Source organism: Nitrospirillum karajorum (assembly GCF_036348415.1).
Lineage (GTDB): Bacteria > Pseudomonadota > Alphaproteobacteria > Azospirillales > Azospirillaceae > Nitrospirillum > Nitrospirillum amazonense_B.
Genome location: NZ_JAZBQB010000001.1, coordinates 1,671,425 through 1,683,412, shown reverse-complemented (window position 1 = coordinate 1,683,412; position 11,988 = coordinate 1,671,425). Strand labels below are relative to the sequence as shown.

The following is an 11,988-nucleotide window of genomic DNA, read 5'->3' as shown; positions in this document are numbered from 1 at the left end:
GGCAGTTATGCTGCTAATATAGCCAAGTTGTTTATGCGATTAGTGGCATACATACAAAAGACATATGGTTACCGCCACGATCCGGTATCGCGAACACAATGCAACCTGGGCAGGTGGGACACCGGGCCGCCATGCGGGCAACATCCCCGCAGCCCCTCTACGTCAAACACCCCATACCCCACACCGATGCCCCGGCCTAGCCTGCCCTCCGTGACTGCCGCCTACCGGGCGGTGCGGGACGCAGCGAAAGAAAAGGGGATGGCGATGAGGGGGATGTACCCGTTGGCCGGGGTTGCGGCGGTGCTTTTGGCGACGACCAGCCTGTCCCTGCCGATGACGGCCCGGGCCGCCGACACCGTGAAGGTCGGCGTGCTGCAGTCGCTGACCGGCACCATGGCCATCAGCGAGGTCACGGTGAAGAACGCCGAGATCCTGGCCATCGCGGAGATCAACGCCAGCGGCGGCGTGTTGGGCAAAAAGATCGAACCGGTGGTGGAGGACGGCGCGTCCGACCCCGCCATCTTCGCCCAGAAGGCGACCAAGCTGGTGCAGGACGGCGGCGTGGTGACCGTCTTCGGCGGGTGGACCTCCGCCAGCCGCAAGGCCATGCTGCCGGTGTTCCAGAAGCTGAAGAGCCTGCTGTGGTACCCGGTGCAGTTCGAGGGCAACGAATGCTCGCCCAACATCATGTATTCCGGCGCCCAGCCCAACCAGCAGATCCTGCCGGCCCTGCAATGGGCGGTGGAGAAGGGCTATAGAAGCTACTTCCTCATCGGGTCGGACTACGTCTTCCCCCGCACCGCCAACCTGATCCTGAAGAAGCACATCGACGCCGATAAGCTGAAGGTGGCGGGCGAGGAATACGTGCCCCTGGGCGGCACGGATTTCAGCGCCGTCATCGCCAAGGTGCAGGCGGCCAAGCCGGACATCATCTTCAGCACCCTGAACGGCGACAGCAACGTCAGCTTCTTCAAGCAGATGGCCGCCGCCGGCCTACCCTCGGCCAAGCTGCCCGTCATGTCCTTCAGCATCGGCGAGCAGGAGGCGGTGGCCATGGGCCCGAGCCTGGTAGAGGGCAGCTACGCCGCGTGGAACTACTTCCAGAGCCTGGACAGCGTCGCCAACAAGAAGTTCGTGACCGCCTACCAGGCGAAGTTCGGGGCGGGGGCTGCCGTCACCGACCCCATGGTCCACGGCTATGTCGACGTCTACGCCTGGAAAGCAGCGGTGGAAAAGGCCGGCAGCTTCGATCCAGAGAAGGTGCGCGCGGCGGCGGTGACGCTGGACTATCTCGACACCGCCATGGGCAAGGTGAAGTTCGCCGCCAACCAGAGCTTGGTGCAGACCGGCTATATCGGCCAGTTGGACCCCACCGGCCAGTTCAAGATCGTCTGGCAGTCCAAGGGCACCATCGACCCCGATCCCTATGACCCGCTGGTGTTCCCGGGCAAGAAGTGCCCGGCGAACTGATAGAAAACAAACGACGGCTTGAGGATGCCCTCATGCCGTTGTAGCCCGCGACCGCGGGCGCCGGAGCGAGCACCCCCCAGTTGGTGTAAAGGGGGGCGCAGCGAGGATTAGCCAAGGCCACGGATGTGGCCGCCCGGCGTCTGAGGGAGAAACAAATGAGCGAGTGGCCCCTTATCGCTGGCCAGGTCTTCAATGGGTTCAGCGTCGCCTCGCTGTACGTGCTGGCGGCCCTGGGCCTGGCGCTCAGCTTCGGGCTCATGCGCGTCATCAACATGGCGCACGGCGAGATGCTGATGCTGGGCGGCTACCTCGCCTACCTGACCTTGCAGGTGGTGCCGGGGCCGTTGGGCATCCTGGTCGCCATGCCCGTGGCCTTCCTGGGCGCCGCCGCCGTGGGCGCGGTGCTGGAGACGGCGCTGATCAAGCGGCTGTCGACCCGGCCGCTGGACACGCTGCTCGCCACCTGGGGCGTCAGCCTGATCCTGCAGCAGGCCGCGCGCAACATCTTCGGCGCCATCGGCGTGGACGTGCGGGCGCCGGAGTGGCTGAACCATGCCTACACGGTTTCCTCCGGCCAATTCGCGGGCCTGACCATTCCCGCCACGCGGCTGTTCATCCTGGCCGTGGCCTTCGCCGTGATGGGCGCCCTCAGCCTTCTGCTGGCGCGCACGCGCATCGGCCTGCTGGTGCGTGCCGTGAACCAGGACCGGGGCATGGCGGCGGCGGCGGGCATCAACGTGCGGGCGGTGGACCTGTCGGTATTCTGCCTGGGCACCGGCATCGCCGGCCTGGCGGGCGTGGTGCTGGCCCTGCTGGGCCCCGTCACCCCCAATGTCGGGCAAAGCTATGTCGTGCCGGCCTTCCTGGTGGTGGTGCTGGGCGGCCTGGGCAGCCTGAAGGGCACGGCCATCGCCTCGCTGATCGTGGGGCTGTTCTCGGCCCTGGTGCAAATCCTGGTCGACGTCAGCCTGGCGCAGGTGCTGCTGCTGCTGTTCGTCATCGGCTTCATCCAGTTCCGCCCCCAGGGGGTGGTGGCCGTGCGGTCCCGCGCGCTGGACGCGTGAGGCGCCACATGAAGGAGGACGGCATGGACATGAGCATGCGTAAAGGGACGCCGCTGTCGGGGCCCCTGGCAGGCGTCACCCTGGGCCGGCCCATGGCCCTGTCGCTGGCGGTGGTGGCCCTGGCCGCGCTGGCCCCTTGGCTGGTTTCGGCCTATGAGCTGAACCTGCTGGCCCGCTTCCTGGCCATGGCGCTGCTGGCCATGGGCCTGGTGCTGGTCTGGGGCCAGGGCGGGGTGCTGAACCTGGGCCAGGGCGTGTTCTTCGGCCTGGGCGGCTATGCCATCGCCATGCACATGAAGCTGGCGGCGCTGGGCGACGGCGATCTGCCCGACTTCATGGTGTGGAGCGGGCTGGACGCCCTGCCCTGGTGGTGGGTGCCGTTCAAAAGCCCGCTGGTCACCATCCTGGGCGTGGTGCTGGTGCCGGGCGTGGTGGCGGCCCTGTTCTCCTGGGCGGTGTTCCGGCGGCGGGTGGGTGGCGTCTATTTCGCCCTGATCACCCAAGCGCTGGCGCTGGCCTTCGCCACCCTGCTGATCAGTCAGCAACCCTCCACCGGCGGCTTCAACGGCCTGACGGATTTCCAGACCGTGATGGGGGTGGATCTGGGCACGCCGGCGGCGGCGCATGGCCTGTACTGGCTGACCCTGGCCCTGGTGGTGGGGGTGTTCGTGGCGCTGCGCGCCCTGATGGCCTCACGCTACGGCCTGTTGCTGCGCGCCATCCGCGATGGTGAGAACCGCATCCGCTTCCTGGGCTACGACCCCACACCGTTCAAGGTGGTGGCCTTCACCATCGGCGCCGTGCTGGCCGGCCTGGCCGGCGCGCTGTTCACCCTGCACGCCGGCGTGGTGTCGCCGGCGCTGGTGGGCGTGGTGCCCTCCATCGAGATGGTCATCTGGGTGGCGGTGGGCGGGCGCAACAGCCTGGCCGGCGCCATTGCCGGCACCCTGGCCGTCAACCTGGCCAAGGACGGCGTCAGCAGCGCCTTCCCCGACCTGTGGCTCTACGCCCTGGGCCTGGTGTTCGTGCTGGTGGTGACCCTGCTGCCCGGGGGCCTGGCCGGCCTGGTGGCCGACGCTGGCGGCACCACCTGGGGGCGGCGGCTGAAAACCTTGATCATGGGTGAGGCGAAATGAACGCGCAGGCAACCGCGTCCCATATCGGCACCACCGCCCCCGCCAGCACCCTGCTGCTGGCGGTGGATGGGGTGACGGTGGACTTTGATGGCTTCAAGGCCCTCAACGGCTTCAGCCTGACCCTGGACCGGGGCACCCTGCGGGTGCTGATCGGCCCCAACGGTGCAGGCAAGTCCACCCTGTGCGACACCATCATCGGCCGGGTGCGGGCCACCAGCGGCCGGGTGATCTTCAAGGGCCAGGATATCACCCACCTGCCGGAGCATGAGATCGTGCGCCGGGGCATCTGCCGCAAGTTCCAGACGCCGGGCGTGCTGCCCGGTCTGTCGGTGGTGGACAACCTGATGATCGCCGCCAAGCGGGACCGGCGCTGGTGGTCAACCTTCCGCCACGGCGTGGCGGCGGAGGAGAAGGCCCGCGTGGTCGACATATTGGAGACCATCGGTCTGGCCGACCGTGCCACCGCCCCCGCCGGCCATTTGGCGCATGGCGAGAAGCAATGGCTGGAGATCGGCATGGTGATGGCCACACGCGCCGACCTGCTGTTGCTGGATGAGCCCACGGCCGGCATGGGCCCGGCGGAAACCAGCCAGACGGCCGCCCTGATCCGCCGCCTGCTGGGCCAGCACACCGTGCTGGTCATCGACCATGACATGAGCTTCCTGGAGCAGTTGGACGCCCGCGTCACCGTCATGCACCAGGGCCAGTTCCTGAAGGAAGGCAGCGTGGCCGCCATCCGCGCCGACGCGGACGTCGCCGCCGTCTATCTGGGCCGCGCCAAGGAGGACACCCATCATGGCTGAACCGTTGCTGACGCTCACCGGGGCGGCGACATCCTATGGCCAGAGCCAGGTCCTATGGGACATCGACCTGGCGGTGCCGGCCGGCGGCGCCGTGGCGCTGATCGGCCGCAACGGCGTGGGCAAGACCACCTTGCTGAAAACCATCATCGGCGCCCAGCGCCTGACCGCTGGCCGCATGACCTTCCAGGGCCGGGACGTCAGCGTCCTGGGCCCCCACCAGCGGGCCCGCGCCGGCATCGGCTACGTCCCCCAGGGCCGCCACATCTTCCCCCACCTGACGGTGCGCGAGAACCTGGAGACGGGCCTGTCCGCCCTGGCCGGCCGCGGCGGCGGGGCCATGAAGGCGGGCATCCCCGACCACATCTTCGACCTGTTCCCCAAGCTGGCGCAGATCATCAACCGCAAGGGCGGCGTGCTCAGCGGCGGGGAGCAGCAGCAACTGGCCATCGGACGCGCCCTGGCGGGCCAGCCCAGCCTGCTGCTGCTGGACGAACCAACGGAAGGCATCCAGCCCTCCGTGGTTCAGCAGATCGAGGACGCCCTGCGCCGCATCCGCGCCGACCTGGGCGTCACCGTCCTGATCGTGGAGCAGTACCTGGACTTCGCCTGGTCCTTCGCCGACAGCTACCGCGTCATGCAACGCGGCCGCATTATCCGCGCCGGCAGCACGCGAGACGAGACGGCGGCCGAAGTGGCGCATCTGGTGAATATTTGAGGCTCAGTCAGGGAGCCCATGGATTGATCAACGACACGCCACAGCCTGAGAAATCATCGATATTACGTGTGGCTACTGTGGCGGCGAGCGAGTGGGCAATCGCTGCGATTTGGGCATCAAGGGCGGAGATGGGGCGCCCAGCCTGGCGTCTCACTGTGGTGATGCCCGCGAATGAAATCGCGGCTTGAGTGTCGAAGGGCAATATTCGGCCGGCGAAGTCGGCGACGAACATCTGTAGCGCGGCATTCTCCAAGCCAGCCCGCCGACGTCCCTCTGGGAGCAGGGCGATGCCTGATAGGATTTCAGCCTGGGTGATGGTGGTGGTGAACAATAAGGACGGGGGTTGTTGGCCAAGCCAACGCAAAACAGCATCCGATGGCGCCGGACGCATCAGCTCCGATAGCACGTTTGTATCAAGAATAATCATTCCGGAAAGCTGGGCGGATTACGTAACGGCTCACGTGGTGGCAACGCCAGCTCCACGCCGCCAAACGGGGCGAAGCGACGGCGGATCGATCCTGCCAAATCAGTTGGGGCCGGCGGCAGGTCATGGATCAGAACGGCTTGCAGGATGTGCCGTGCCTCTTCCTCCATCGAGCGTCCATGGTCCGCCGCCTGGGCCCGCAGGCGGCTCTCCAACGGTTCTTCCATGTTTCGGATAGTGAGGCTGGCCACGACATCCTCCCATTATGGTGCTCAATAGGTAAGTTTAGGCGTTAACGTCTCCCGCAGCAATGTGGGCCGGTATGAAGCTTATCCGATTGCGATGGGACCTCTACCCCGCCATCACCCTTACCGCCACGGCGGCGGCGGACGCGCGGTTCTCCACCCCCAGCTTCACGAAGACCTGTTCCAGGTGTTTGTTCACCGTGCGGGGGCTGATGCCCAGGATGTCGCTGATGTCGCGGTTGGATTTGCCGTGGGCGATCCACACCAGCACCTCGGCCTCGCGCGCCGTCAGGCCCAGGGCCTGTTGCAGGGCGCTTTCCGCGCGGCCGGCGCCGGTCTCGCTGATGCGGAACAGGAATTCGTCCGGCTCGGTCTGGCTGAGGTAGGCGACCTCCAACCGGCGGGTATCGTTCGCGTCAGGGCCGTCGATCAGGATGGCCGGCGCGCCGTCGCGGCGCAGTTGGGCCAGGCGCTCCGCCACCGCCGGGGGCAGGCGGTCGGGGTGTTCCCGCCGGACCCATCATTGGGGAAGAAGGCCGCCAGCAGGCGCTGGGCCTGGGGCGTGCACCAGCGCAGGGTGCCGCGGGCGTCGGTCGCCAGCAGATAGCGGCCGGTGGTGTCCAGGGCCACCTGGGCGCCATAGGCCACGCGGGCGTTGGCCAAGTGGACGCGGATGCGGGCCATCAGTTCATCCACCACGATGGGCTTGGTGACATAGTCGACGCCGCCGGCCTGCAGGCCCTGCACCACATGCTCCGTCTCGCTGAGGCCGGTCATGAAGATGACCGGCAGGTGGCTCAGGGCCTGGTCGCGCTTCAGCCGGCGGCAGGTCTCGAACCCGTCCAGCCCAGGCATGACGGCGTCCATCAGCACCAGGTCCGGCGTCACCTGCTCCAGCAGCGCCAGGGCGCTTTCGCCGTCCGTCGCAACCAGCACGGTCAGGCCCGCCTGGTCCAGGGCGTCGGTCAGGAAGCCCAGGGTTTCCGGCGTGTCGTCCACCACCAGCACGGTGTCGCGGCGGCCGGGGATGACGTCCGTCCGGTCCTCGTCAGTCATCGGCGCGCTCCCCATCAGGCCCCCGTCCGTTCCCTGCGTCGCCATCGTCCCCTCCCGCCGTTGCCCGTGCCGCCTCCAGCATCGCCATATAGCGCTTCAGATCGAAGGCGCGCACCGCCGCCCTGAGGCCGGCGACGAACGCGGCGACCTCAGGGCCTTCCCCCTCCAGCTCGCGCAGCTTGGCCTCGATGCCGCGCACATGGCCGATGCGCCCCAGTTGCCACAGCGCCTCCAGATGCGGCCGGGCCAGGGCGGGCACGACATCCGGGGTCGTGGCGGGCGCGGGTGCGGCGGCGGGGGCGTACAGCCATTCCAGGCCCAGCAGCGCGCCGATGCGTTCCAGCAGCACGTCCATGTCCACCGGCTTGATGACGAAGGCGTCATGCACGGCGCGGCCGCCATCCTCCCCGCCCGCGGCGGCGCGGCCGGGGGCGTAGTCGTGGGCGTTGGCCGACACCATCATGATCTTCAGGCGCGGCAGGTCGAGGTCGCGCAGGGCCGCCGCCGCCTCCCACCCCGTCATGTGGGGCATGGAGATGTCCAGGAGGGCCAGGTCCGGCCGGCATTCCCGCGCCAGGTCCACGCATTCCCGCCCGTCGCGGGCGGCGAACAGCAGGAAGTCCAGTGGCCGCAGCAGGTTCTGGATCAGGGCCAGATGGTCGGGGTCGTCGTCGGCCACCAGTACGCGCAGGCGCGGGCCGGCATAGCCGTGGATGGTCCGGGCCGCCGGCGGGTCGTCCGGGCCCGACTGCGCCTCCGACAACAGCAGGCGCACGGTGAAGGTGCTGCCCTGCCCCGGCGTGCTGGCGACGGCGATCTCCCCGCCCATGATGCGGGTCAGCAGGCGGGTGATGGTCAGGCCCAGGCCGGTGCCGGGCACGGCACGGGCGTTGGCCATCCGTCCCCGCTCGAACGGTTCGAAGATGCGTTCCGTGTCCTCGGGCAGGATGCCGAAGCCGGTGTCCGACACCTCGAACTCCGCCACCTGGCTGCGATAGCGCACGCGCAGGGTGGCGTGGCCCTGCGCCGTGTACTTCAGTGCGTTGGACAGCAGGTTGATCAGGATCTGGCGCAGACGCTTCTGGTCGGTATGGACGAAGGCCGGCAGGTAGGCGGGGCGGTGGTAATGGAACTGGATGCCCTTGGCGGCGGCCTGCAGGCGGAACATGTCCACGATCTGGTCCAGGAACTCCACCAGCCGCACCTTGTCGCGGGTCAGGCGCAGCAGGCCGCTTTCGATCTTGCTGATGTCCAGCAGCCCGTCCACCAGGTTGGACAGGTGTTCCGCACTGCGGCGGATGACGCGCACGCCGTCCGGGTTGCGGATGCTGGCGTCGCGTTCCAGCAACTGGGCATAGCCGAAGATGGCGTTCAGCGGCGTGCGGATCTCATGGCTGATGCCGATGATATAGCGGCTCTTGGCCACGTTCGCGGCCTCCGCCACCTCCTTGGCCTTCTGCAAAGCGGCATCGGTGCGCTCATGCGCCTCGATCTCCTCCATCAGCATACCGGTCTGGCGTGCCGTCTCCTCCTCCGCCACCCGCCGGCTTTCCAGGGCCAGCACCAGCAGCCAGGCGGCGACACCGGAGACGATCAGCAGGGCGAAGAAAACGATCCACAGGGTGGTGGCGACCACGCCCCGCGCCTCCGGCACGGCGGCGCCATATTGCATGCCGATGAAAGACAGCAGGCCGCCGTTGACCAGGGTGAAGACCGCCATCACCCCCAGGAAACGGGCGGTGCGGGTGCGCACGCCCCCCGCCATGCGGCTGGGCAGCAGAGCCTCCATCAAGCGGGCCAACTGGTCGGTGATGCGGCTCTCTTTCTTGCACAGATCGTGGCAGCGGCTTTCCAGCGTGCAGCACAGGGAACAGATGGCCCCGGCATAGGCGGGGCAGTGGGCCATGTCCCGCCGCTCGAACACGTTCTCGCAGATGACGCAGCGGGCCTCCGCCGCATCGGCGGGCAGGTCGGTGTCGGGCCGCGCCAGGTAAAAGCGGCCCCGGGTGGCCTTGGCGATCAGGGGGGCGGTGACGAAGGCCACGGCCAGGCCGATGAACGGCGCCATGGCCTGGGGCAAGGGCCCCAGCAGCGGCCCGAAGGCGCCCAGCGAGGCGAGGGTGGAGGCCACGACCGACAGGGCCATGGCGCCCACGCCCACCGGGTTGATGTCGTAGAGGTGGGCGCGCTTGAACTCGATGCCCGGCGGGCTCAGGCCCAGAGGCTTGTTGACCACCAGGTCGGCGGTCAGCGCCCCGATCCAGCCGGCGGCGAAGTTGGCGTACAGGCCCAGGATGCCGCCGATCACGCGGAAGATGCCCAACTCCATCAGCATCAGGGCCAGGATGACGTTGAACACCAGCCAAACGACGCGGCCCGGATGGCTGTGCGTCAGGCGGGAGAAGAAGTTGGACCAGGCGATGGACCCGGCATAGGCGTTGGTGACGTTGATCTTGATCTGGCAGACGACGACGAAGATGCCGGTCAGCACCAGGGCGGCGGTGGGCGATGACAGCATCTCCTGGAAGGCGATGTAGAACACCTCCGTCGGCTGGGTCGATTGTTCCGCCGACAGGCCGTGGCGCAACGCCACCACCGCCAGGAAGGAACCGGCCAGCAGCTTCAGCCCGCCCATGGCGACCCAGCCCGGCCCGGTGGTGATCAGTGCCGTCCACCAGGCCCAGCGCCCGGTCTTGCGCAGGGTGGGCAGGAAGCGCAGGTAGTCCGCTTGCTCCCCGATCTGGGGCAGCAGGGACAGCAGCATGCTGGCCGCCATGCTGAACAGCAGCGGGTCGATATGGCCATCGGCATGGCCCAGCGCGCCGGGAAAGTCCCGCCAGCCTGCCAAATCCGCGCCGTGGTTCAGCGCCAGATAGGCCAGAGGTGCCAATTGCAGCAGCAGCCAGATGGGCTGGGTCAGCAACTGCATGCGGCTGATCAGGCGGATGCCGTAGACGGCGATGGGGATGACCACCAGGGAACTGATGATGTGGGCCAGCCACAGCGGGATGCCCAGCACCATCTGCAGGGCCGCCGACATGATGCTGGCCTCGATGGAGAACAGCAGGAAGGTGAAACTGGCGTAGATCAGGGAGGTGAGGGTGGACCCCAGATAGCCGAAGCCAGCCCCGCGGGTCAGCAGGTCGATGTCCACACCATAACGGGCGGCGTAATAGGTGATGGGCAGGCCCACCAGAAACATCAGGACGGCCACGGCCAGGATGGCGGCACTGGCGTTGGCATACCCGTAGGTCAGGGTGGCGCTGCCGCCGATGGCCTCACACGCCAGGAAACTGATGGCGCCGAAGGCGGTGTTGGCCACGCGGAACGACGACCAGCGCCGCGCCCGCGTGGCGGTGAAGCGCAGGGCGTAGTCCTCCAGCGTCTGGCTGGCGGCCAGCTGGTTGTACTGCCGCCGTTCCCTGACGATCCGCTGCCGCGCGCTCATGCCCCCGCCGTCCCGCCCATCATGGCCCCCCGTCCCCGCTCCCCGCCCTGGGGCAAGCCCGCAAGTGTGGACGATGGGGTGGCCAAATCAAAGACCAGGGTAGCGGGCCGCCGCCCGCCACCGTAGGGGGTGTTTGACGTATGGCGCCTCGGGGCGCGGAGGCCGGCGGCCGCTGCCGTCAGAACTGAACCTGAAGGCCCAGGACGACGGCGTTGCTGGACGGCTTGCCCGTGGTGTCGGTGATGACATAGTCGGCGCTGACGCGGGCATTGTGGCCGGAGATGACGTAGTTCAGGCCCACGTCCGTCTGGCTGGTGGAAATGCCGGTGAGATCGGCGTCGAAATGCTGATAGCGCACCGTGGGCTGCACCTGGCCCCAGCCCAGCTTGGCCGGAAACAGGAAGGCGCCACTGACCAGATAGGCCTTGCCCTGGACCAATCCACCCACGTTGTCGAAGGCGCCGGCCCCGCCGAATCCGGGGGCGACATCGGCCACGCCGCCGGTGTCGTACTGGTAGTAGGCCCCTTCCAGCGTCACCACGCCCAGGCCGTCCAGCTTCTTCTCAAACAGGCCGTCCACGTTCCAGGCGCCATAGTCGCCGTGCCGGCCCACGGTGCCGACACCATCCTTCTGATACTGGCCGGCGAAGGCCAGGGTCAGCACGTCGACGGACCCGTAATAGGTGCTGCTGGTGTAGTAGCCCGGATCGGGCTCGGCATCGAGGAAGTTATAGGCGACGCGGCCAGCGTAAAGGAGGTTGTCGGACTGGTTGCTGGCGCCGCTGATCCGGTTGTGTCCTTCGAACGCGCCGACGGAATAGACCAGTTTCTTGTCCAACAGCTTGCCCCAGACCGTGGCGCCATCGTCCCGGCCGGCGAACTTGGCCGGATATTGCGATACCGTGCCCGGGTAGTTCCAGGTGCTGAGGTAATAGGGGCCGTCCAGGTTGGCGCGGTCGCTGGGCGGCAGCATGCGACCCACCCACAGATTGACGCCATCCATCGGCTCCAGCTGGGCATAACCGTCCAGCACCTCGACATGGCCATTGCCGTCACGTTCGGTGTTGAAGGTGGCCTTGATGATCGGTGTCAGCTGGCCGCTGATGTACAGGCGCACACTGTCCAGGTTGAAATCGGCGGAGCGGGATTTGCCGTCGGGCGCCCCATCCTCCACGCTGGTGAAACTGGTGCGCAAACCCAGTCCCACGGTGATGGATTTGTCGCCATCGGCGATGGTCTCCCCCGCCCAGGCGGAACCGGCGGCCGGCAGAACCAACGCCGTGGCCAGCAGCCCGGCCCGCAAGGCCAACGTCGCCCGTTCCCGCGGACCCTTGATAATCCCCATCATGATGCCACTCCCCCGTCCCGTTCGATGATATTTCCCGGGCTTCAGGCCCCGGTATCGGTTTCGGGGGAATGGTGGGGTCGTCGGTGTGAAATCCTAATACGTCAAACTGCGTATACTTTGCTTGCTGACGCCCGAATATTGTTCAAATCAAGGGAGTGGATTTTGACCTTCGCCTTGGAGCCCGACAGGGCAACACCGGCGAAGAAAATCTCTATCGGCAACCTTGATTACATCAAGCCACTGGCTTGTCATCGCCCGCCAGCGCGCCCTACCACCCAG

At 67.4% G+C, this 11,988-nt stretch carries 11 protein-coding genes; 5 read left to right on the top strand and 6 right to left on the bottom strand.

Annotated elements, in window-relative coordinates; all coding sequences use genetic code 11:
• Positions 1 to 264 precede the first annotated feature (264 nt).
• From urtA to urtE, 5 genes are all read left to right on the top strand, one after another.
• Entirely contained in the window at positions 265 to 1,470 is a 1,206-nt protein-coding gene (gene urtA / locus UCD39_RS07420) for an urea ABC transporter substrate-binding protein (protein ID WP_330495390.1), read from the top strand.
• 155 nt (positions 1,471 to 1,625) lie between these two features.
• Positions 1,626 to 2,534, top strand: coding sequence for an urea ABC transporter permease subunit UrtB (urtB, locus tag UCD39_RS07415; RefSeq protein WP_330495389.1), 909 nt, complete (start codon positions 1,626 to 1,628; stop codon positions 2,532 to 2,534).
• A 29-nt stretch (positions 2,535 to 2,563) separates the two neighbouring features.
• On the top strand, positions 2,564 to 3,670 hold the full coding sequence (gene urtC / locus UCD39_RS07410) for an urea ABC transporter permease subunit UrtC (protein ID WP_330495388.1): 1,107 nt from the start codon (positions 2,564 to 2,566) through the stop codon (positions 3,668 to 3,670).
• The gene (gene urtD, locus UCD39_RS07405; RefSeq protein ID WP_330495387.1) at positions 3,667 to 4,473 is read left to right on the top strand and encodes an urea ABC transporter ATP-binding protein UrtD; all 807 of its coding nucleotides are present in this window, start codon (positions 3,667 to 3,669) and stop codon (positions 4,471 to 4,473) included. Before urtC ends, urtD begins: the two co-directional genes overlap by 4 nt.
• A complete protein-coding gene (gene urtE, locus UCD39_RS07400; RefSeq protein WP_330495386.1) occupies positions 4,466 to 5,188 on the top strand; it encodes an urea ABC transporter ATP-binding subunit UrtE in 723 nt (240 codons plus the stop codon). Before urtD ends, urtE begins: the two co-directional genes overlap by 8 nt.
• A 7-nt stretch (positions 5,189 to 5,195) precedes the next feature.
• Here the strand turns inward: urtE and UCD39_RS07395 are convergent, their stop codons facing one another.
• The 6 genes from UCD39_RS07395 to UCD39_RS07375 form a co-directional block, all read right to left on the bottom strand.
• A complete protein-coding gene (locus UCD39_RS07395; RefSeq protein ID WP_330495385.1) occupies positions 5,196 to 5,615 on the bottom strand; it encodes a type II toxin-antitoxin system VapC family toxin in 420 nt (139 codons plus the stop codon).
• A complete protein-coding gene (locus tag UCD39_RS07390) occupies positions 5,612 to 5,863 on the bottom strand; it encodes a FitA-like ribbon-helix-helix domain-containing protein (RefSeq protein WP_330495384.1) in 252 nt (83 codons plus the stop codon). Before UCD39_RS07390 ends, UCD39_RS07395 begins: the two co-directional genes overlap by 4 nt.
• A gap of 100 nt (positions 5,864 to 5,963) precedes the next feature.
• Positions 5,964 to 6,338 (bottom strand): helix-turn-helix transcriptional regulator, encoded by a 375-nt coding sequence (locus tag UCD39_RS28450; protein WP_442943581.1) that lies wholly within the window; start codon positions 6,336 to 6,338, stop codon positions 5,964 to 5,966.
• Entirely contained in the window at positions 6,287 to 6,913 is a 627-nt protein-coding gene (locus UCD39_RS07385) for a response regulator (protein ID WP_442943579.1), read from the bottom strand. Before UCD39_RS07385 ends, UCD39_RS28450 begins: the two co-directional genes overlap by 52 nt.
• Positions 6,906 to 10,361, bottom strand: coding sequence for a hybrid sensor histidine kinase/response regulator (locus UCD39_RS07380; protein WP_330495383.1), 3,456 nt, complete (start codon positions 10,359 to 10,361; stop codon positions 6,906 to 6,908). Before UCD39_RS07380 ends, UCD39_RS07385 begins: the two co-directional genes overlap by 8 nt.
• Positions 10,362 to 10,539: 178 nt before the next feature.
• Entirely contained in the window at positions 10,540 to 11,709 is a 1,170-nt protein-coding gene (locus UCD39_RS07375; RefSeq protein WP_330495382.1) for a putative porin, read from the bottom strand.
• Between the last annotated feature and the right edge of the window lie 279 nt (positions 11,710 to 11,988).